Origin of the sequence: Paenibacillus sp. FSL W7-1332 (assembly GCF_037969785.1) — a bacterium.
GTDB lineage: Bacteria > Bacillota > Bacilli > Paenibacillales > Paenibacillaceae > Paenibacillus_AQ.
The window spans coordinates 2,435,061-2,455,602 of sequence record NZ_CP150209.1 but is presented as its reverse complement, the minus strand read 5'-3'; the positions used below and the strand labels follow the sequence as shown (position 1 = coordinate 2,455,602).

General features: G+C 53.1%; 18 protein-coding genes. 10 read left to right on the top strand and 8 right to left on the bottom strand.

Annotation, left to right across the window (positions count from 1 at the left end; translation table 11 throughout):
* Positions 1-7: 7 nt before the first annotated feature.
* The 3 genes from rbsD to MKX98_RS10725 are packed head-to-tail and all read right to left on the bottom strand — an operon-like array spanning position 8 to position 2,270.
* The gene (rbsD, locus tag MKX98_RS10735) at positions 8-406 is read right to left on the bottom strand and encodes a D-ribose pyranase (protein ID WP_194541795.1); all 399 of its coding nucleotides are present in this window, start codon (positions 404-406) and stop codon (positions 8-10) included.
* Between the two features lie 2 nt (positions 407-408).
* A complete protein-coding gene (gene rbsK, locus MKX98_RS10730; RefSeq protein ID WP_194541794.1) occupies positions 409-1,287 on the bottom strand; it encodes a ribokinase in 879 nt (292 codons plus the stop codon).
* Complete coding sequence (locus MKX98_RS10725) at positions 1,287-2,270, bottom strand: LacI family DNA-binding transcriptional regulator (RefSeq protein WP_220687475.1); 984 nt, start codon at positions 2,268-2,270, stop codon at positions 1,287-1,289. The genes rbsK and MKX98_RS10725 overlap by 1 nt, the downstream gene beginning before the upstream one ends.
* A 235-nt stretch (positions 2,271-2,505) precedes the next feature.
* On the opposite strand from MKX98_RS10725, the gene MKX98_RS10720 reads away from it, so the two are divergent.
* From MKX98_RS10720 to MKX98_RS10700, 5 genes are all read left to right on the top strand, one after another.
* Positions 2,506-3,486, top strand: coding sequence for a sugar ABC transporter permease (locus MKX98_RS10720; RefSeq protein WP_194541793.1), 981 nt, complete (start codon positions 2,506-2,508; stop codon positions 3,484-3,486).
* Positions 3,483-4,307: a carbohydrate ABC transporter permease gene (locus MKX98_RS10715; protein ID WP_339222930.1), complete on the top strand. Its 825-nt coding sequence runs from the start codon at positions 3,483-3,485 to the stop codon at positions 4,305-4,307. Before MKX98_RS10720 ends, MKX98_RS10715 begins: the two co-directional genes overlap by 4 nt.
* 126 nt (positions 4,308-4,433) lie before the next feature.
* Positions 4,434-5,795, top strand: coding sequence for an ABC transporter substrate-binding protein (locus MKX98_RS10710; protein ID WP_339222928.1), 1,362 nt, complete (start codon positions 4,434-4,436; stop codon positions 5,793-5,795).
* Between the two features lie 227 nt (positions 5,796-6,022).
* A complete protein-coding gene (gene rocF, locus MKX98_RS10705) occupies positions 6,023-6,931 on the top strand; it encodes an arginase (RefSeq protein ID WP_220685956.1) in 909 nt (302 codons plus the stop codon).
* A gap of 95 nt (positions 6,932-7,026) precedes the next feature.
* Positions 7,027-8,217 (top strand): ornithine--oxo-acid transaminase, encoded by a 1,191-nt coding sequence (locus tag MKX98_RS10700; protein ID WP_339222926.1) that lies wholly within the window; start codon positions 7,027-7,029, stop codon positions 8,215-8,217.
* Positions 8,218-8,384: 167 nt separating this feature from the next.
* Here the strand turns inward: MKX98_RS10700 and MKX98_RS10695 are convergent, their stop codons facing one another.
* Positions 8,385-9,350, bottom strand: a complete 966-nt coding sequence (locus tag MKX98_RS10695) for an arsenic resistance protein (RefSeq protein ID WP_220685958.1) — start codon at positions 9,348-9,350, stop codon at positions 8,385-8,387.
* A gap of 221 nt (positions 9,351-9,571) precedes the next feature.
* Here MKX98_RS10695 and MKX98_RS10690 point away from each other — a divergent pair, with 221 nt between their 5' ends.
* The gene (locus MKX98_RS10690) at positions 9,572-10,471 is read left to right on the top strand and encodes a TIGR01777 family oxidoreductase (protein WP_220685959.1); all 900 of its coding nucleotides are present in this window, start codon (positions 9,572-9,574) and stop codon (positions 10,469-10,471) included.
* 77 nt (positions 10,472-10,548) lie between these two features.
* On the opposite strand, the gene MKX98_RS10685 is transcribed toward MKX98_RS10690, so the two are convergent.
* Positions 10,549-11,139, bottom strand: coding sequence for a YdhK family protein (locus tag MKX98_RS10685; protein ID WP_220685960.1), 591 nt, complete (start codon positions 11,137-11,139; stop codon positions 10,549-10,551).
* A gap of 206 nt (positions 11,140-11,345) precedes the next feature.
* Between MKX98_RS10685 and MKX98_RS10680 the strand changes: the two genes are divergently transcribed.
* The 4 genes from MKX98_RS10680 (at position 11,346) to MKX98_RS10665 (ending at position 17,799) form a co-directional block, all read left to right on the top strand.
* Positions 11,346-12,278: an AraC family transcriptional regulator gene (locus MKX98_RS10680; RefSeq protein ID WP_220685961.1), complete on the top strand. Its 933-nt coding sequence runs from the start codon at positions 11,346-11,348 to the stop codon at positions 12,276-12,278.
* 123 nt (positions 12,279-12,401) lie between these two features.
* The gene (locus MKX98_RS10675) at positions 12,402-14,282 is read left to right on the top strand and encodes a class I mannose-6-phosphate isomerase (RefSeq protein WP_220685962.1); all 1,881 of its coding nucleotides are present in this window, start codon (positions 12,402-12,404) and stop codon (positions 14,280-14,282) included.
* Entirely contained in the window at positions 14,279-15,295 is a 1,017-nt protein-coding gene (locus MKX98_RS10670) for an ROK family protein (protein WP_220685963.1), read from the top strand. Before MKX98_RS10675 ends, MKX98_RS10670 begins: the two co-directional genes overlap by 4 nt.
* 14 nt (positions 15,296-15,309) lie before the next feature.
* A complete protein-coding gene (locus MKX98_RS10665; RefSeq protein ID WP_220685964.1) occupies positions 15,310-17,799 on the top strand; it encodes a glycoside hydrolase in 2,490 nt (829 codons plus the stop codon).
* 106 nt (positions 17,800-17,905) lie between these two features.
* Here the strand turns inward: MKX98_RS10665 and MKX98_RS10660 are convergent, their stop codons facing one another.
* From MKX98_RS10660 to MKX98_RS10650, 3 genes are all read right to left on the bottom strand, one after another.
* Positions 17,906-18,142 carry a hypothetical protein gene (locus MKX98_RS10660; protein WP_041621962.1) on the bottom strand — a complete coding sequence of 79 codons (237 nt, stop codon included), beginning with the start codon at positions 18,140-18,142 and terminating at the stop codon, positions 17,906-17,908.
* Positions 18,143-18,220: 78 nt separating this feature from the next.
* Entirely contained in the window at positions 18,221-18,946 is a 726-nt protein-coding gene (locus tag MKX98_RS10655) for a YwiC-like family protein (protein ID WP_194541780.1), read from the bottom strand.
* A 51-nt stretch (positions 18,947-18,997) separates the two neighbouring features.
* Positions 18,998-20,512: a nitrate/nitrite transporter gene (locus MKX98_RS10650; protein WP_071223961.1), complete on the bottom strand. Its 1,515-nt coding sequence runs from the start codon at positions 20,510-20,512 to the stop codon at positions 18,998-19,000.
* Positions 20,513-20,542 lie beyond the last annotated feature (30 nt).

Sequence of the window (20,542 nt, the reverse complement as noted above, 5' to 3'; positions counted from 1 at the left end):
CTCCTTTTTAACCGAAATGAACACCGGCCTGCAAAATGCAGTTCGCATAGGGCTTGGCTTCTCCTGTACGGATAACCGCCTTGGCGTTTTGCGTCCGTGCTTTGAACAACTCGTGCGAGCAAGCCTCGATCTCGCAATCCTGAAAGTTCTCCTGTATATAATGCAGTGTTTCCTTATTATCTAGCTTCATTTCTTCAGCAATCACGATTTTTTCAATCACCATATCGTCGGCGATCGCTTCCACCACCTCGGTAAAGCTTGGCGTCCCCAGCGTGAGAGCCAGGTCGATCTTCGGAACGCCTGGGGGAATCGGAAGACCGACGTCTCCAACTACGATGGTATCGGTGTGCCCCAGATCTGCCAGCACTTTCGCAATGTGACTGTTTAGCATGCCGTTCTTCTTCATGATCAAAGACTCCCTTCTACTTCGAGGCGCGATGGCATTCCGCCCTGCGCTCCGAACTTCATGACCGACAAGGACGCTGCGCGGTTCGCAAATCTCAGGCTGTCTGCTATGCTCATGCCTTCGGACAGAGCCACGGCGAAAGCGCCGTTGAATGTATCGCCGGCTCCCGTCGTATCCACGGCTTCAACCTTGTAGCCGGGAACGACAACCTCTTGCAGGCCGTCGAAATAACGAACTCCCCTCTTGCCTTCCGTCACGATCAGTTTGTTCGGATAACGGCGCAGCACGTCGCCTAATGGCTCATCGCCGAACAAGATAGCCGCTTCATGTTCGTTTGGCGTAATATAAGCCGCCCGTTCAATAACGCTGCTTGGCACCGGGCGGGCAGGAGCCGGGTTCAGCATCAACGGCACCTGATATTTTGCGCACAATTCACTAACATGGATCACCGTTTCCTCCGGAATCTCCTGCTGTATCAACACGATATCCGCAGCCTGGATAACCTCCGCTGCCTGATCAACATATTCCGGAGTGACCCGGTCGTTGGCAGCTTTTACCACCACGATGCTGTTGTCTCCCTCTGCCAAAATGATGTGTGCGGTTCCGCTTTCCATACCTGTAACCGGTTCCACATGGTCTGTCAAAACGCCATTTGACTTCAGATTGCTCAAAATCATTTCGCCGAAGGAATCTTCACCGACACAGCCAATCATGTTCACCTCTGCACCCAGACGCGCCGCCGCGACGGCCTGATTGGCCCCCTTCCCTCCGGGTACCGTCTTAAAGCTGTCGCCAAGCACCGTCTCTCCCGCGCCGGGGCGCTTGGTGGAGGTGACCACCAAGTCCATCGACGCGCTTCCGATTACCACGATTTTCGCCATTATGATTCCACCTTTCTCGTTGTCTGCCGCTCTATAAATTCTACCGAGAATTCGATGCTGCTTCTCTCTATGTGATGCCCTTCAATAAGTCCGATAAGCAATCTGGCCGCCTCCCGGCCCATTTCATATGCCGGCTGATGAATCGTAGACAGGGGCGGTGCCAGCAGCCGGCTGAGCAGAATATCGTCAAACCCTATAATCTGTACGTCTTCCGGCACCCTTTTCCCCAGCCGAAACGCTTCCTTGACTACGGCGGATGCCATAATATCGTTACTGGCGATTACGCCGTCCGTGTCCGGAAACTCGATGAACACTTGCTGGGCGAATTCTTCCGCTTCGATTAAAGAAAACGATGTCGTCTTCAGCACTTGATACGCTGCCGCCTGTCCTTCCAGAACCTCGACGGCTCCTTCAAAACGCTCTTGAGCAGGACGGACATCCGCCGGGCCCTGAATCACGGTTATAGCTTTACTGCCTCGCCTAATGATCTCCTGCGCTGCAATTCTTCCGCCCTGCCGGCCATCCGCATAGACGGAAGGACGATCCGATGAGGTGCGATCCAGAAATACTACCGGAATCTTGAGCCCTGTATACATGTCGGCATCCGGATCATTGGTCGATGATATGACACCAACCACATTATTTTGGACAAAGGTTTGGATATATTCCATTTCCTTTTTCTTGCTCTCGTCGCTGTTCCCGAATATCAGCCGATAATCATTCTCCTGCATCTCATCCTCAACTCCGCGGGCTAGCTGCGGGAAATAAGGGTTCATAATATCCGGAAGTAAAAGTCCAATTAATTTCGACTTTCTTTTATATAAAGAACGCGCTACTTCATTCGGCGTATAATTCAGCTCGCGAATGCTTTGTTCTACCTTGGACCTGGTGTCCTCATGCACGTAACCGTTTCCATTTAAAACCCGTGAAACCGTGGCCACAGACACGCCGGCCCGATTTGCCACATCCTTGATCGTTGCCATTACCGTCATCACCTCATTCATGTGTAACCGGTTACAGCTATAACATATCACATCTTTTTTTAACGTGCAAGCGTTTGAGGATTGGAATATTTATGTACCGTCGCTGTCCAGCGCAAATTCAGCATCTAACATATCCAGCAATAAATTACGGTATTCTTACAAAACCCATTACTGGATTTTACATCCGGCTCCTATACTCAATACCTGTAAGGCCAAGCAGGAAAGTGAGGTAAACATGATGATGGAAAAAGAATTTACGCTTCCTTCTCCGAGTCACTCTCTGACGCCGCCGGTCAGCGAAGCTGAACCTTCAACAGCGGCGAAAACGATCTCCATCAAGAAATCAAAACGCAGGGAAATCATGCTCGCCTATGCATGTCTGGCACCTTCGCTGCTCATTTTCGGTCTGTTTCTGTTCTATCCGCTGCTTAAATCGGTTTATCTGAGCTTGTTCCTGACCGATCCTCAAGGCCGGGTAGCCGAATTCGTGGGGTTCGATAACTTTAAGGAAATACTGACCTCCGAGATGTTTTATACCAGCTTCGGCAACACACTGCTGTTTATCGTGCTGACGGTCCCGACCGGGATGGCGGCCGCCATACTGCTCGCAGCCCTGACGCACAATAAGCTGAAAGGCATGAAAATATTCCGCTTCATATTCTCGCTGCCGATGGCCGTGTCCGTCGGCACCGGCTCGATGATCTGGATGATTCTGTATCATCCGACATTGGGCGTACTGAATTACTTTCTGTCGCAACTCGGCACTCAGCCCATTCAATGGCTGACCGATCCGAAATGGGCCATGATCTCCGTCGCGATCATGACCGTCTGGATGAATCTTGGTTTTAATTACATCCTCATGCTGAGCGGCATGCAGGGCGTATCCGAGGATATCTACGACAGCACCAAGATCGACGGCTCCGGTCCGCTGAGAACTTTCTTCCGGATTACGATGCCGCTGATCTCCCCTACGTTATTCTTTACATCCGTCGTGTCGGTCATCGGCGCTTTCCAAGCGTTCGGACAGATCAACATCCTGACCAAGGGAGGTCCGATGAACAGCACCAACGTGATCGTGTTCAACATTTATCAGGATGCCTTCGTCAATTTCCGCTTTGGCATCGGCAGTGCGCAAGCGCTCATCCTGTTTGCGATCATTCTGCTGCTGACCATCTTTCAATTTAAATTCGTGGAGAAGAAGGTGCATTACCAATGAACATGCGACTCATGCCCAAAAGCTTCATCTACATCGCGCTGCTTCTCTGTTCGCTGGTCATTGCCTTTCCGCTCCTGTACACCTTGTCAACATCGCTGATGAGCGAGGCTGAATCGGCTGTTTATCCGCCGCCTCTTCTTCCGGAAGCCATCAATCTGTCCAATTTCGCCAAGGTGGTCGATACGATCCCTGTCCTTACCTTTATCGGGAACAGCCTTGTCGTCTCCATTGCCATCATGGCAGGTCAGATCGTGACCGCAAGTCTGGCGGCATACGCCTTCACCTTCCTGCGGTTCCCGGGAAAAACGCTGCTGTTCAGTCTCTTTCTCGCCACGATGATGATTCCGTGGGAAGTGATCATGATTCCGAACTATTTAACGGTCAAAAGCCTGAACTGGCTGGATACCTACCAAGGGCTTATCATTCCATTCCTGGCAACGGCCTTCGGAACCTTCCTGCTCAGACAAGCTTTCCTGCAGCTGCCAAAGGAGCTGTTTGAAGCGGCCCGCGTGGACGGCTGCGGACATGTCCGCATTTTCCTGAGTATGGTCCTGCCGTTATCCATCCCCGGAATCGCCACGCTGGGCGTGTACTCGTTCCTGAACCATTGGAACATGTACCTGTGGCCGCTCCTGACAACAAACCGCGTCGAGATGCGAACCGTCCAGATCGGGATCGGGATGCTGCAGTTCGAAGAGATGAACTCATGGAATCTGATACTGTCCGGCGTGCTCCTCTTGCTGCTGCCTTCCCTGCTGCTGCTTGCACTCGGTTTGAAGCCGCTAGTCCGCGGCATTACGGCAGGTGCGTTGAAGGGCTAACTGGCCCATATGCCAGGGCTTTAATGGATCAGCCTTGCGTGCCGGTTATCTGGTAAGAAACGGGCCGCGCAATTTCTGATAGATCAAAACCATACTATATTTTCAAAAGGGAGAGATTAACCGATCATGAAACGTTTTGGTAAAAGGTCCTTCGCGCTGCTCCTGCTTTCCTGCTTCATGCTGCTCAGCGCCGCTTGCAGCAATACGCCAGCTGCTGGAGAAACGACCGTTGCCGCCGGCAGCGAGCCAGCCAAAGAGCCCGTTAAGGTCGTATGGTGGCATTCCATGAGCGGTGAGCTCGGGACCGTCGCGGACAAGCTGATCTCCGATTTTAATGCCGCCCACAAGGATATTCAGGTTGAGGGCGTGTTTCAAGGAACGTACGATGAAAGCTTGAACAAGCTGAAGGCCTCCTTGGGATCGAACAGCGGCCCGACCATGATTCAGGTGTACGAGATCGGCAGTCGTTTCATGATGGATACCAAGGCGATCCGTCCGGTTCAGGACTTCATGGATGCTGAAGCATACGACATTTCCTCCTTGGAACCGAACATTAAAAATTATTATACATTCGACAACAAATTGTACTCGATGCCATTTAACTCCTCCAACCCGATCCTTTACTACAACAAAGATGCCTTTAAAGCGGCGGGACTGGATCCGGAAAATCCTCCAAAAACCTACGAAGAGGTAGCGGAAGCGGCCAAGACGCTAACGAAAGACGGCCAAACCGGCGCATCCTTTGCGATCTACGGCTGGTTCATGGAGCAATTCCTCGCGAACCAAGGTGTTGAACTGCTGAACAACGGCAACGGACGCACGTCCCCGGCCACCGCTTCGCAAGTCAACAACGCCGCTGCCGTGAAGACGCTGGAATGGTGGAAGCAAATGCTGGACGATAAGGTCCTGCTGAACCTGGGACGTAAAACGGACGATACCAAAAAAGCATTCGCAGCGGGTCAAATCGCCATGACGCTGGACTCGACGGCTTCCCTCCGCGGGATCGTCAGCGCAGCGGAAGGCAAATTCGAAGTCGGTACGGCTTTCCTCCCTAAACCGGCTGACGGCGGCGAAGGCGGCGTTATCATCGGCGGTGCAAGCCTGTGGCTGATGAACAACAAATCGGAAGAAGAGCAGCAGGCCGCCTGGGAATTCATGAAGTATTTGGCCGAGCCGCAAACACAAGCTTACTGGCATGTCAACACGGGTTACTTCCCGGTCACGACCAAAGCTTACGAAGAGACCCTCGTAAAAGAAAACCTGGAGAAATATCCGCATTTCCAGACGGCCGTTGATCAATTGCATCAAACGACGGCCAATCTGGCAACGCAGGGGGCTGTCATGGGCGTATTCCCTGAAGCCCGCCAGCTGACGGAAACGGCCATCGAGGAAGTGCTGAATGGTCAAAAAACGGCCCAGGAAGCACTGGACAAAGCCGCTCAGGAAATTAGCTCCAAGATCGAGACTTATAATAAGACGGTAAAATAAACGTCGCGCATGCCGCGTAAGCATGCGCTGAATCATAAATCGAATTGCACCTATTCCACACCCTTCATGCTGAATCATGGGGCCCTCTGCGGACATTCCATGAATCATGCAATAAGGGTGTTTTTCTCTTCAATCCAAAACCTTCCATATTGATCAGCTTGTATAGGGGTTTGCCCAAGTCACGCAGCCGGCTCCTGAATACACTGATACAAAGTGGAGGTGAGCCTATGATGAACAATCTTCCGTCCACCGTAACCATCGTCCCGGTGCCGTTTGACCGGGGTGCTACCCGCCGCGGCGCAAGCCAGGGACCAGACGCGATTTTCGGAGCCGGCCTGAAGCGCAAGCTTGACGCACTCGGAATATCCTATCAGGTTGATGAGCTTGCTGGACTCCCCGAACATAAGGGTGGAACGCACCATCCTCAATTAAAACATCTGAAAGAAGTCCTAACGATTAACGAGCAGCTCGCCGCTCATGTTTCTGCCCTGGCAGAATCGGGTGTCTTCCCGCTAGTCCTTGGCGGTGACCATAGCATTGCAATTGGCACGCTTGCCGGGCTTACCCGGCACTACCGAAGCCTGGGCGTCATCTGGATCGATGCCCACTCCGATCTCAACACACCCGATACGACCCCAAGCGGCAATATCCACGGCATGTCGCTGGCTGTCAGCTTGGGAAGAGGCGATGCGCGGCTAACATCGATCGGCGGCGCAAAATCAACGATCAAGCCCGAACATGTGGTGCTCATTGGCGCGCGCTCCCTCGACCAAGGCGAACGGGATTTCATCCGCCGGGAAGGCATTTCCTGCTTCACGATGCAGGATATCGACCGCATGGGCATGTTCAGCGTCATGAAGGAAGCCATCCGCATCGCGTCAACGGGCACGGATGGCGTACACCTCTCCTTCGATATCGATAGTGTCGATCCGAAAATCGCGCCCGGAACGGGAACGCCGGTTCAAGGCGGACTCAGTTACCGGGAAGCGCATCTGGCCATGGAGATGCTGTCGGAATCCGGCATTCTGACCTCGGCCGAATTCGTGGAGAACAACCCGCTGCTGGACCGCGGACAGACAACGTCCCGGCTGCTTGTCGGCTTAATCGGCTCCATGCTTGGCGAGAGCATCTTGTGATGCGTCCTCATGCTTGATGAAGAAAGGCCTTTTTTTGCGCGGTATACAGTGCCATTGCCGTTTAGGTTTCTTTAGACTCCCAAGGAGGTAACGCTATGGACCCTTCAAACCCGCATATCGAGAAAGCCGAAAAGTACGGTGCGAGAAACTACCATCCCCTCCCCATCGTCATTGCCGAAGCGGCAGGCATCCATGTGACGGATTCGGACGGCAAGCGGTATATCGACATGTTAAGCGCCTACTCGGCGCTGAACGCAGGACATTGTCACCCCCGTATTATCGGGGCTTTAAAGGAACAAGCAGATAAGGTGACTCTGACCTCGCGCGCATTCCATCATGACCGATTGGGCGAGTTTTACGAGAAGCTGTCTGCTATCACCCGCAAAGATATGATCCTTCCCATGAATACGGGAGCCGAGGCTGTTGAAACGGCGCTCAAGGCAGCACGCCGCTATGCTTACCGGAAGAAAGGTTTGCCGGCCAATCAGGCCGAAATTATCGTCTGCGAAGGCAATTTCCACGGACGCACGATCACCATCACCTCCTTCTCCTCCTCCAGCGAATATCGGGAAGGCTTCGGCCCGTTCACGCCGGGCTTCAAAGTCATCCCCTATGGTGACCTGGAAGCGCTCAAGCAGACGATTTCACCGAATACGGCCGCCTTTCTTGTAGAGCCGATCCAGGGAGAATCCGGTATCGTCATCCCTCCTGACGGATACCTGAGCGGCGCAATGGAGCTGTGCAAGCAGCATCGTATCCTTCTGCTCGCGGACGAAATCCAGACCGGCTTCGGCAGGACGGGGAAACGGTTTGCCTGCGACTGGGAGGATGTCGTGCCGGATATGTACATCCTCGGAAAAGCGCTTGGCGGCGGCGTCTTCCCCGTCTCTGCCGTGGCGGCGGACGCCGATATCCTCGGTGTATTCGAGCCGGGGTCCCACGGCTCTACCTTCGGCGGGAATCCCCTCGGCTGCGCGGTGGCCATTGCCTCCATGGATGTATTCCTGGAGGAAGGGCTTGAAGGCAACTCCAAGGAGCTCGGCGAATATTTCCTTCAGCAGCTTCGAACCATCCGGCACCCCGATATCAAGGAAGTGCGCGGCAGAGGCCTATTTATCGGCATGGAGCTTAACGTCCCAGCCAGAACCTACTGCGAGAAATTAAAGGATCTCGGCTTGCTCTGCAAAGAAACCCATGAATCCATTATCCGCTTCGCCCCTCCGCTCATCATCACCAAAGCGGAACTGGACCAGGCCGTCGAGATCGTAAGGCAGGCGTTTGCATGAGGAATCGATACCGATGGCATGTGCACAAAAAAACAGTTTGTTCACCCCTGACTCCAGCATGAGGGTGCAACAAACTGTTTTTCCGGTTCTTCTCTATTCCAAGCCCTGCAGCTTATCCTGACACTGCGAGCCGCCGCGCAACGTTGATCGTGCGGCTCTGAGCACCGTCAGGTAACCGACTTCTGTTTCATTCTTCTTGTTACTAACAGCAGCTGGGATACAACGGCAAGCACAGGCAGTTCGATTAGCGGTCCGATGACCAAGGCAAGGGCAATCACCGGCTGGTCCGGAAAGGCCGTCACGGCGATCGCGAGGGCTACCGGGGAATTCCGGGCAATGATCGTTAAATGGAGGCTGACCGAATCCTCATAGGTGAAACGCAGCATGCTGCCCACCGCACTGCCCAGCATATAATTCATCGTGAAATAAATCAGGATCGGAACAATGAGGATATATACCATGTCCATATTATTCAATAAGTATGACCCTTGAGACGCAAACATCGCAACAATGGCGAGACTCAGAAAGACAATCTGGGCCCTGCCGAAGAACGGCATCACCTTGTGCTCCAGCACCTCTTTCCTGGTTCTCAGAATGAAACGGGTGAGATGCGCAAGCGTGAACGGAACGACGAGCACAAGCAGCACGCTTTCGATCAGCGTTGCCATCGAAATCGTTTCGATCGTGCCGGAGAACAAGAGCAAATACAGCGGAAGCAGCAGCACCTGTAGGATCAGGTTTATAGGAAGCACCGAAGCACCCAAGGGTACGTTTCCCTTGGCAATCGAGGTAAAGACCAAATACCAGTCTGTACAGGGGGTCACCATCAGCATGATGAATCCGATCCAAAGCGCCGGGTGGTCCGACAGAAAGACAGCACCGAGTCCCCAGGCTAGCAGCGGTGTCCATATAAAATTAATGAGCGTGCTCGCTCCCAGAAACCTGATGCTCTTAAACGCCTTTCGCAGCTGCCGCAGCGGTATCGTCAGAAACAATCCATATAACATCAGCAGCAAAAAAGGAACGATCGTGTATTCCGCATACTCTGCGGCGAACGGCAGCTGTCCCACTGCCAGCCCAATCGCCACCGCGCCCATAATGATCAAGGTTTGAAATTTCTCTATAAGTCCCATCCCGCACTCCTTACCGATTCGAATTATGAACAAACTAAAGAAATATCATCTAATGGTATCATACCGCATTTCCAGTATAATGGATTGTATAATACTGGATTTAGCATCAGGTAAGAAACGCATCCCAGTATCCTTCTCCGCTCATTTCAATCGATGAGGGGCAACGATTCTTAGCCTTGTTTTGTCAGGGTTGATGATAACTTTTGCAAGGAGGTTCGACCATGAGAATAGCCATTTGCGGAGGCACCGGTTTCATTGGAGAGGCATTGTGCACGCGTTGGCAGCAGGGCGGGCATGACATGATCATCGTCACAAGATCGAAACCGGACAATCCCCAACCCAGCAGGCCTATATCCTATCTGACCTGGGATGAGATGAAGTCCCATCCCGAGCGGTTTGAGGGTCTGGATGCCCTCGTTAACCTTGCAGGCTCTTCCCTGAGTCAGCGCTGGACGCAGGAAGGCAAGCAGAGAATCCTTCAGTCTAGACAACGAACCGTCTCCTCCGTAGCCGAGCTAATGGACCGCCTGGAGTTTAAACCTCCGGTGGTCATTCAAGCTTCGGCGATGGCCATTTACGGCACATCCGATTTTGAAACCTTTGATGAGGAAAGCCCAGCCACGATTATGGATTTCCCGTCCGAGGTTGTGCAGGAATGGGAGCAAGCGGCCGACCGCATCCCGGTTGACCGGTTAATTAAGCTGCGCATCAGCGTTGTTCTGGGCGGTAAAGGCGGAGCCCTTCCCAAAATGCTGCTGCCCTACAAACTAGGCGTTGGCGGTAAGATCGGCAGCGGCAAGCAATGGCTCTCCTGGATACATATCGACGATATCGTGGATTTGATCGATTATTGCATCCGGCACGAGGCCATATCCGGAGCCGTGAATGCGGCTTCCCCGCATGCGGTCACGAATGATGAATTCGGCAGGAGCATCGCCAAGGTCTATCACCGTCCGCATTGGCTCCCCCTGCCTGCTTTCATGCTCCAAGCCATCCTGGGCGAAATGTCGCTCATTCTGCTAAAGGGCCAGCGTATCCTTCCGGCCAAGGCACTGCGACACGGCTTCCAGTTTCGATATCCGGAAGTGACGGACGCTCTGAAGCAGATCAAAGAAAGCTGAGCCGTACGGCCATATGCATAAAAAAACAATCGCTCTCATGATATAGAGAACGATTGTTTTCTTTTTTAATAAAACTTCTATTGTACGGGGGCCAGCTCGCTTTCCGTCACCCACTTATGATTCTTGACTTCTTCGCCGGTTGTCGTCGTGAAGTCCACCATATAGACCGTCGTTTGTTCGGCGGAATCGATAACGGCAGTGGCTCCCTTCATGCCCTCCATATGATCCGCATTCACGACAGCTTCCGTTCCGGGTTCCAAGGGCTCCTTCCCGGCATCCTTCAGTTCCTCATGAATCACCCATTTATGATCCTTCACTTCGGGTCCGCCGGTCGTCGGCGTATACGATATCGTGTACACCGTCGTATCGTACGCCCCGACAATCGTTGCCTTTGCCCCCTTCATTCCGGGCATGTGATCGGATTTAATGATCGCTTGGGTCTCGGCCGCATAGGTCGGATTCTCTGCCGCCTTCAACCCTTCCGGGATCTCGCCCGAGCCGGAATGGTTCATGCTGCCATGATCCATGCCATCCATATTCCCGGTGGATTCCGTGTTTTCCTTGTTATCGGGGTTTGCACTCTTCGTATTACCGCAGGCACCCAGTATGAGGATGAGGGATGCCAACGCAACCAGAATAAGCGGCTTCCATCGTTTCTTAGCTGACATATGATGAACTCCTCTCTTATATTGAATGTTCATAGCATAGCAGCTACTTATGAAGAACTTGTGTAGCTATCTATGCATGACATCACTTACCCATTTTTTCAATAAAACCTATCTGTGATATAAAATAGAGAGTGACTAGAAGTCCCATTTTGTCCTATATTCTTAGCAGAGATATATGCCAATTCCGAGAAGGAGCACCCTCTCCCATGCAAATCGATGACGAAACTTTCATCCCGTTATTCAAACGGGCCAATTCCATATTAAACCGAACCCTGAGCTCCATTGAACAGCAGGAACTGAGCGTCCGGATCCACTACTGGGGATTTATGCCGCGCCACTACGACAATACGGAGCATAAGCATTCTTTTTTTGAAGCTTGTTACGTGTTGACAGGCTGCGGCTCGTATATCGAAAACGAGACAGAGTTCCATCTTCATCCAGGCACCCTGTTTCTCTCAAGACCGGGCATCCAGCACCAAATTAAGAGCAGGGAGGGCTTGGCCTTATGTTATGTTGCCTTTGAACTGGATGAATCAGCAAAGAGCGATCTCCATACGGCTGCTTTCCGAAGGTTAGCCATCCAAGGCATTCCGGTGCTTCAGGAAGATGCCGGGCAAGCGTCCGGACTCTTGTGGCTTTCGCTGCTATCGATGTTTCAGTCGGGCTCTGGCGGTAAGCAGCACCCGCCGCATATGCTGAACAGCTTGGCAGCTTCACTCATATTATCGATTCTGGCTGCCCACGGTCCCGGTTTCTACCAAGAACCTTCCGATCTTGGGGCACGCGAAGAAGGAGCTTCGATGTTTCATCAGGCCGAATTGTTTATCCAGGATAATCTGGGCGAGCCGCTCTCGCTGGAGCGGGTAGCTGGCCATCTTCACGTTACGACCCGTCATTTAACCCGGCTGTTCCGTAAATACGGACATCAATCCTTTGTTCATTATGTGCAGGAGCAGCGCGTGCAGCAAGCGAAACACCTGCTTCTGAATACAGACCGGCAGATCAAAGAAATTGCCGTCTCCTGCGGATTTGAGTCCGTGCACTACTTCACCCGGGTGTTTACGTCCAAGCTCGGCGTAACCCCGGCCCGCTTCCGGCGTTCCCAGTTTTCAGAAGGCCGTTACGACTCCGAGCTTTAGCGACTAGAGACGTCGATGTCCTGATCGTACAAAAACACTTCCTCTTTTTATAAAGACGGATCCTCCCCTGCCTCCTACAATGAAGTCGTAACCGACATTCCGGAAGGGAGGATCCATTTATCCATGAAACCTGCAACGACCTTTCAATCACACCCGATCAACCACTTGGACTTTGGCAGCGAACCTCAATTTATGAAGAATGGGACCGACGCATGGTGCTCGTTTATCCTGTCGACCTATAAACAAAAAAATTCCCAGCATGAAGCACAGGAAAAACGCAGTATCTTCATTACGCTTGACGGAACACACGGCGCCGATTTCGATAAACTGCTGGCCAAGCTTCAGCAAGCCTGTGAGCAAGAAGGCATCGCCTTCGCATGCGATTCCACGTCCGATTACGTCAAATCCGAAGCCGAGCTCCGGGCCGAGATGGCTCCTTATCTGACGGATAACCGGGCATTCGGCTATAAAGCAACCGATGTCCGCCCCATTCAATATTTTCAACAGGACGCACGGCCAGCCTTGAATAAAAATGCGCATGCATTTGACGCGATGCGCGGCATATACGTCCTGCACGGACCCGGCGCTTCGCTGCTTCAAGGCCGGACCCCCGACCTTCGTTTCTACGCCGATTACTCCCGCGAGAACCAGCAGCGGCGTCATGCCCAGCATATGGGCAGCTTCGGCTTGGGCAGCTCCTTCGACAAGGTTGAGACTTACAAGAATTGTTTATTTCTCGAATGGCCCGTCTGGGAGACCTACCGTCGCGACTGGTTAGCCCATCATACCCATGCCCAACACTCCGACAACCAAGCGTATTACATGGACTTAAATCGTCCGGAAGAGCCGGTGTGGCTGCCGGCTGCCGCCTTGGCAAACGTACTGCGCAAAGCAAGTCGGCAGCCGTTTCGGGTCAAGCCGTTTTTTGCCCCGGGAATATGGGGCGGTCAATATCTTAAGGAATTATGCGGTCTTCCCGACGAATGGCCCAACTGCGCCTGGAGCTTTGAGCCTATCGCTCCCGAGAACACGCTTCTGCTGCGCGTGCAGGATATCACCTTCGAGGTTCCGTTCACATTGCTCATGGAAGCAGCGGCTCAAGAGATTATGGGAAGGCGTAATGTCCGGCTGTTCGGCGACTACTTCCCGATCCGGTTTGATTATCTGGATACGATGCAGGGCGGCGAGCTGTCGCTTCAGGTGCATCCGCTGCAGGAATATGCAGAGTCGCAGTTCAATGAGCATATGACGCAGCAAGAATCGTACTACATCATGCGCAATGCCCCGGAAGCCAAGGTGTATCTCGGGCTGAAGGAAGGAATAAGCGGCGAACGGCTGCTTGCAGCAGTGGAAGACGCCCAGCTTCGGGAAGAGCCGCTTGAGCTCTCCGACTACGTTAACGAGTACAACTCGCAAACAGGGGATCTCTACCTCATTCCACCGGGCACGGTCCACTGCTCCGGCAGGGATAATCTGGTGCTGGAAATTTCCTCGACCACCTGGTGGTTCACGTTCAAGATCTACGATTATCTGCGGCTGGACGCCGATGGCAAACCGCGCCCGATGAACCCTGAGCATGCGCGCCACAATATTAATGACGCCATGAATACGCCTGCGGTAGAAAGCGGGCTTATCGCCCGGCCAACCGTCGTAAGCCGTCAAGGGGGCAGCTCGGAGGAACTGCTGGGTCAACGGGAAGATCTTCTGTTCCAGGTCAGCAGGCTGAATCTGCAGGAAACGTGGAAAGCGGACACCCAAGGAGAATTCGTCATGTACAATCTCGTGGAAGGCGAACGTGTCCGCCTCGTGCCGGCAGCGGACGAGAGTGCGGCCGTTGAATGGGGCTATGCGGAATCTTACATTGTTCCGGCATGTTTAGGCGAATACCGACTGGAGAATCTGTCCGGATCCCCATGCGCATTGATTGCAGCGAGGGTCAATCCCGATTGGGATTCTCCACTGCTTCCGCCTTCCCGGCCAACAGAAAGCGGGGAATTTGCATGAACCGCAAGGATAGCGCCGATCCAGAAAGCGTGCCCTCCCCTGCCCCCATCACCATCGCGCTTGATGCCGGCGGCACCGCTTTGAAGGGAGCGCTCATCGTGAACGGGCTGCCAATCCCCGGCTCGTTCATAACCCGGCCTTCGGAATCGCACGGAGCCGCGGCGGATACGATTTCCAGCTTCGCCCAAGCCTGTCATGATCTGATCAACTATCACGCTTCGGCCTTCCGGCCGTTGGATTATCATGATTCAATCCGGATCGGCTTCGCTTTTCCGGGGCCCTTCGATTATGCAAAAGGCATTGCGCTTCTTCAAGGCCTAGGCAAATATGACGCTCTGTTCAAGCAATCGGTTCGGGATCTGCTCCGCTGCGAATTTCAGAGACTCAAGTCATCCTTCCCGGGTGTCACGATGAACCGTCTGACCGCCGCCGATATCCGGTTCGGCAATGATGCCTTCATGTTCGGCCTTGGGGCCTCCACCCGGTTCCCATCGGAACGCCGTCTCCTATGCCTTACGCTCGGTACGGGCCTCGGCTCTGCCTTTGTGGAGAATGGTCAAATCGTAGCCGGCAGGCACGGTATCCCAAGCAGCGGAATGCTGTTTGCGGAGCCTTACCGGGATCATATCGTGGACAGCTATTTCGGGAAAAGGGGCATTCTGAACATGGCTTCGGAGCGGGGACTCCTGGCTGACGGGTTCGACGTAGCCGACCTCGCTGAAGCTGCCAAGAGCGGTAACGCGCAAGCTCAGGATGTATTCCGCGAATATGGCAGCGAGCTGGGAGAAATGCTCCTACCTTATTTATCCGTGTTCAAACCGAGCCGCCTAGTGCTGGGCGGGCAAATCTCGGGCAGTTTGCCCTTATGGGAAAAGGATATCATGCTCGCTTTGGGCAGGCACGCCGTTCCCGTTCACGCTCTCGCAGACGGAACGGCGGCTGTGTTTAACGGCATTGAGAAGCTATTCGAGGATACGGATCATCATGCATCCGCTCCCCATTTTAATCTATAGGAGGTCACTAATATATGAACCTATCCACCCAAGGCGGTCATCGACCCGCCCGTCCCTGGACGATCTATGTCATCCATCATTCCCACACGGATATCGGCTACACGGAACGCCAAGAGAGAATCGAGCAGTACCATGTTGATTTTATCCGCCAGGCACTAGACATCACGGAAGCCGCACAACGCGGGGAGCGCCCGGAATGGGAATCGTTCCGCTGGACTTGCGAGACCTTCTGGGCCGTAGAAAAATTTCTCGAAGCAGCGACTCCGGCGGAAAAAGCAGCTTTTCAACAAGCGGTAAAGCGTGGCGACATCGAACTGTCCGGGACCTATCTCAATATGACCGAACTCCCGGATTTCGACCTCCTTCTGCGGAATCACGGCAAGGCGCAAAAGTTCGCGGAGTCCTTCGGACATCGGATCGACAGCGCCATGACCGCCGACATTAACGGATACAGCTGGGGGTATGCCGAAAGCCTGCTGCAAAATAACATTGAGCATCTGTTTTCCTGCATCCATACGCATCACGGCATGTATCCGCTGGGCCGCAAACAAACCCCGTTCTGGTGGGAAAGTCCGAATGGCGGCAGGCTGCTTGTCTGGAACGGCGAACATTATATGTTTGGCAACGAGCTCGGGTTCTGCCCTGATGCACTGGGCAAATATATCATCAAGGACGAGCTTCAGCATAACCTGATGGAGCCTGAACAACGTCATAACGAGATCGCTGCTTTACGGATTAACCGGTATTTATGGAATCTTGAGCAGGAGTCCTATCCGTATTCCTTCGTTCCGGTCATGGTCTCCGGCCTGGGCACGGACAATGCATCCCCGAATGCGGATATCGCGGAGTGGATTACGAAATGGAATGAACAATACGGCGACCAAATCACCATTAAGATGGCTACGCTGTCCGAATTTTTTGCGGCATTGAAACAGGAGGACCTGTCTGCGCTTCCGGTACACCGGGGGGATTGGCCGGACTGGTGGACGGATGGGGTCGCTTCAACAGCAATGCATACCCAGATTTACCGGGATGCCCAGCGCACGCTCCGCAAAGTCAAGCGGCTAGATCCGGTCCATGGTGCGGCAAGCCTGGCCGAGGTCGAGGAAACGTCACAGGCGCTGACCATGTATGCCGAGCATACATGGGGCTATCATTCCTCCGTGTATGAGCCATGGCATCCGCAGGTGCAAATGCTCGAGGTGCGGAAGCAGGCCTATGCGGCGGAAGCCAGCAAGATGGCTTACCGGGCGCTGGATAAAGCGCTCGTAGCCCGTCAAGGCGCGCTGCTCGCTCCCCATCGTCCCCTACGCTACGAGGTGATCAATACGGAACCGGCCGCAGCGACGCTGCAGGTCGCCATTCCGTTGGATGGCTGGGAACACGTGATCCTGAAGAAAAAGTTCGAGCTCATCGACGAAACGACCGGGCAGGCGCTACCGTACCAATTGGCACACACGGGGGCGCTTGTTACGCAGCTCTCGCTTGAACCGGATGAGTCCCGGATCTTGTACATCCATCCGCACGAAACACCGGATGCACTCTCCGCTTCCCGGAACATGGTGACTGCGCGCAACACCGAACCGATTGCGTGCGAAGGAATCGCCGACATCCAGTCACAGCCCATAACTCCTTATCCGATTGTGGTGGGCAAGCGTTCGATCGAATCCGAATCCTTCCGGATCGAATGGGAGATGAACGAAGGCATTACGGCCTGGATCGATAAGACACGCTCAGCAGACCTGCTGGACGGCGCACGTGAGCACGCGCCTTTCACCCCCATCTACGAGGTAACGCCGGCACAGGATGAGTTTAATCCGTCCGAAATATGCTCAACCCGCCGCCGCATGGGACGCAACCGGAAGGGCACGAACGTCCAGCGGGATACCGGACGCTTGACCCGAGTCACCGTGCTGGACAACGGACCGCTATTTGCTCTGGTCGAGCTGGTGTTCGACGTGAAGGGACTCAGCTATTATGCCCTCCACATCAAGATGTTTTCCAACCAGCCTCGGGTCGAGGTGTCCGTCCGCTTCCACAAGGACAGCGTCTGGCTGCCGGAAAATGTCTATGTGGCTTTGCCGTTCTCCATGGGCACTGAAGCCGAGTTATACGTGGAAAAAGCCGGTTGTCATTTCCGGCCTTGGAAGGATCAAATTCCCGGAAGCTGCCTGGATTACACCAGTGTGCAAGAGGGAATATTCTGGCACTCGGCTATAGACCGGGAAGCGCTGGCCCTGTCCATGACGGACACGCCGCTTGTACAGCTGGGAACGCTGGAGCACGCGCCTCGTCAGCTCCACACCATGCAGCCGGCGGACAGCCGTCCTTCCACGTATGCCTGGATATTGACCAACTACTGGGAAACCAACTTCAAAGCGACGCTTGGCGGCTTCTATGAGTTCCGTTATGCGGTAGAGCGGCATCGCCAGCTGGACCCAGAGCAGGCTGCGAAGACCCTGCACGCTTCAACCGGACAATTCACGGTTCACCGAATTAAATAAGTCATGAAGAAAAACAGCTGCCCTGGTTTCAAGGCAGCTGTTCTCATTATGAAAGGGAGGATGGCCGTTAAGCGGTCTCTGTCCTTATTATTTTTTCTCAACAAGACTACGTCCACGCCCACATGAATCCGTCGCGATCCCAAGCAATCCGTCCGCCATGCAGTTTGCGGAATGCCTTCTTCACGTCCTTGGACAGCGAGGCGTTTCCGTTTTCGTTCACGAAAACAAATTCTTCCCCGAAGTTCTCGCGTACATAGCGGATGGCCTCCGTCTGATACAAATTACCCGTAAACCGGATTTCCTCCACCATCCATTCGGCCACCTGCTGCGCTGTATATGTCATTAACATCGTTCCCTTCTGTATACCTTCACTTATTATAACAGAATGGACGATGGAATCGATTTTTATGAAAACGGCAGACTACATCAAAATGATGGACAGCAATAAAAACTGGACGGAACCTACAATCTCGATGATTCCGACCTTCATCGGTTTCATTATTTTTCCGGAATACAGTAACGTCTTAATGAACGGAAATAAGAATGGCAGACACATCCATGGATTCCCGAAGATGATCGGCAGAACCAACATCACAGCATGATACAATTTTGCGTATACGGTCCAGCGGCTGTTTTTGCGTTCACGGAAGACCGATTTGACAAAGAACACGGTCCCCGTAAAATAAAGGAAATTATACCCAATGACGGCGGCAAGGATCGGATCGAAACCACCGCCTCCCAGCATATAAGCAGCGGCGCCTCCGGTACAGAACAGCAGAATCGCGCAAATATCATTTAACAGCGCACGCTCCGATTTCTGAAGGACATGCCAAACATTCACCATGATCAGGATGAGCAGCACAGGTGCAAACCAGAGCATCATCGGTTTGAAGACAAGCACCGGAATGAGAAACGCAATAGCGATAAGGGCATAAACGATCCCCCAGGATAACCATGTTTTACGTTGGGATGTTTTCTTTAAGGATTGCAGAAACGGATAGGATGCCATATATAAACCTAACCACGCCAAAAATAGCGGAAGGTGCAGAAGCGCCGGCTTGGCGGCCGCCATTCCTATGATATAGGGTACGCTGACCATGGCCCAGCCACCATGCTCCCGGGGTATGACAAACCTCGTCTTTTTCATGTGTCTCTCCCTCTCCAATCCATAGACTCATACCCGGTACGATCCATAACTTCAGCCATTCGAACAACGGCCAGGCGGATGATAAGTAATATCGCTGAAGGTGCCCACATACTGAACGATGTCACCCGATTCGTCCTTTACCGCGTTAATCGTTAGCAGTTCCAAGTACTCTTCTCCGTTCTTCCTGCGGTTCCAAATCTCCCCCTGCCAGCTCCCGTGTTCCATGATTTCAGACCACATCGCCTGATAAAACGCAGGTGTTTGTCTTCCGGATTTCAATACGCTCGGATTCTTGCCAAGTACTTCCTCCTCTGAATATCCCGTTAACTTCGTGAATGCCGGATTGACGGCATTGATCTTTCCGCTCCGATCCGTAACCAATATCCCCTGGCCGGTGGAGTTAAACACCTCGGATTGTACGGAGAGTTTGTCCTGATAGTACATCCATACCACAATAACGAAACTGGCCAGCGCAACCTGCGATAAAGCCATGAACCCAATGGAATATTGCCCCGTAGCCGAATGGATGAAGGAAAGCATCAGCGGCGGGAAGAATCCGCCAAGACCGCCCATCATGGACACGATACCGTTCACAATGCCGGCCTGCTTGTTGAAATAAAGGGGCACGAGTTTGAAAATAACCCCGTTTCCAAGCCCGGCACCAACGGCAATGGTTAAGCAGCCGGCCGTATACAAGCCAATGGACGGAGAGAATGCCAACAGGATGGCCGCAGCCGTGAGCCCTATGAATACGCCCATTAATAAGAACAGCGGTTTAAACTTATCTGCAAGCCAGCCGCCTACAGGACGTAATATTGTTGCTACCAAAATGAACCCTGCCGTCCGCATCCCGGCATCCACCTTCGCAAGCTCGAAATGGGTAACCAGAAAGTTCGGCAAGTACACCGTAAAGGCTACGAACGAACCGAATGTAATAAAATAAAAAAGAGAGAAAAACCACAATTTTTCATTTTTATATACACCCTTGATCTGTTCCATGATCGGTGTTTTCACTTTGATTTCTTTACGGTCGCCTAAGATTACATTTAGCACGGCAAAGATCAACAGCAGAACCAAATACAGCTGGACGGTTTTGGACCATCCGATCTGAGTCGCGATGACCGGTGCAGCAAACGTGGTAATGGCGGTGCCGATGTTGCCCATTCCGTATATCCCATTTACGAGTCCGAGCTTCTCTTTCGCATAATATTTAGGCAGCGAGGTCACGCCGACCGAGAATACGGCCCCCCCGATCCCAAGGAACAAGCCGCCGATTACCAAATGCGTAAAGGAGGTAGCCGAGCTGATAAAATAAACCGGAAACAGCAGCAGGATAAAGCTGGCGATAAAAACAATTCGTGCTCCCACCACATTGGCGTAATAGCCGAGCGGAATCCGGAGGACCGAACCCAGCACCACCGGAATAGCCGTCAGAATAGCGAGGCGGTCGGCCGTAATGGAGATATCCTCGCGAATAAACGGCAAGAGCGCGGAGATGATGACCCATACCATAAAGCCAAGCACCAGATTCATTGTTTGCAGCGGAAGCTGCACCTTTTTGATCATTTCCATCACCTTTTCTAAAGCGTAATGAAT

What these genes read in the sequence shown, in the direction of transcription:
- MKX98_RS10720 (WP_194541793.1), top strand. Translation starts at nt 2,506, where the DNA reads ATGATGATGGAAAAAGAATTTACGCTTCCTTCTCCGAGTCACTCTCTG.
- MKX98_RS10725 (WP_220687475.1), bottom strand. Translation starts at nt 2,270, where the DNA reads ATGGCAACGATCAAGGATGTGGCAAATCGGGCCGGCGTGTCTGTGGCC.
- MKX98_RS10660 (WP_041621962.1), bottom strand. Translation starts at nt 18,142, where the DNA reads ATGACATATACAGCGCAGCAGGTGGCCGAATGGATGGTGGAGGAAATC.
- rbsK (WP_194541794.1), bottom strand. Translation starts at nt 1,287, where the DNA reads ATGGCGAAAATCGTGGTAATCGGAAGCGCGTCGATGGACTTGGTGGTC.
- MKX98_RS10695 (WP_220685958.1), bottom strand. Translation starts at nt 9,350, where the DNA reads ATGGGACTTATAGAGAAATTTCAAACCTTGATCATTATGGGCGCGGTG.
- MKX98_RS10655 (WP_194541780.1), bottom strand. Translation starts at nt 18,946, where the DNA reads ATGAAAAAGACGAGGTTTGTCATACCCCGGGAGCATGGTGGCTGGGCC.
- MKX98_RS10680 (WP_220685961.1), top strand. Translation starts at nt 11,346, where the DNA reads ATGCAAATCGATGACGAAACTTTCATCCCGTTATTCAAACGGGCCAAT.
- MKX98_RS10670 (WP_220685963.1), top strand. Translation starts at nt 14,279, where the DNA reads ATGAACCGCAAGGATAGCGCCGATCCAGAAAGCGTGCCCTCCCCTGCC.
- rocF (WP_220685956.1), top strand. Translation starts at nt 6,023, where the DNA reads ATGATGAACAATCTTCCGTCCACCGTAACCATCGTCCCGGTGCCGTTT.
- rbsD (WP_194541795.1), bottom strand. Translation starts at nt 406, where the DNA reads ATGAAGAAGAACGGCATGCTAAACAGTCACATTGCGAAAGTGCTGGCA.
- MKX98_RS10700 (WP_339222926.1), top strand. Translation starts at nt 7,027, where the DNA reads ATGGACCCTTCAAACCCGCATATCGAGAAAGCCGAAAAGTACGGTGCG.
- MKX98_RS10650 (WP_071223961.1), bottom strand. Translation starts at nt 20,512, where the DNA reads ATGATCAAAAAGGTGCAGCTTCCGCTGCAAACAATGAATCTGGTGCTT.
- MKX98_RS10675 (WP_220685962.1), top strand. Translation starts at nt 12,402, where the DNA reads ATGAAACCTGCAACGACCTTTCAATCACACCCGATCAACCACTTGGAC.
- MKX98_RS10715 (WP_339222930.1), top strand. Translation starts at nt 3,483, where the DNA reads ATGAACATGCGACTCATGCCCAAAAGCTTCATCTACATCGCGCTGCTT.
- MKX98_RS10710 (WP_339222928.1), top strand. Translation starts at nt 4,434, where the DNA reads ATGAAACGTTTTGGTAAAAGGTCCTTCGCGCTGCTCCTGCTTTCCTGC.
- MKX98_RS10665 (WP_220685964.1), top strand. Translation starts at nt 15,310, where the DNA reads ATGAACCTATCCACCCAAGGCGGTCATCGACCCGCCCGTCCCTGGACG.
- MKX98_RS10685 (WP_220685960.1), bottom strand. Translation starts at nt 11,139, where the DNA reads ATGTCAGCTAAGAAACGATGGAAGCCGCTTATTCTGGTTGCGTTGGCA.
- MKX98_RS10690 (WP_220685959.1), top strand. Translation starts at nt 9,572, where the DNA reads ATGAGAATAGCCATTTGCGGAGGCACCGGTTTCATTGGAGAGGCATTG.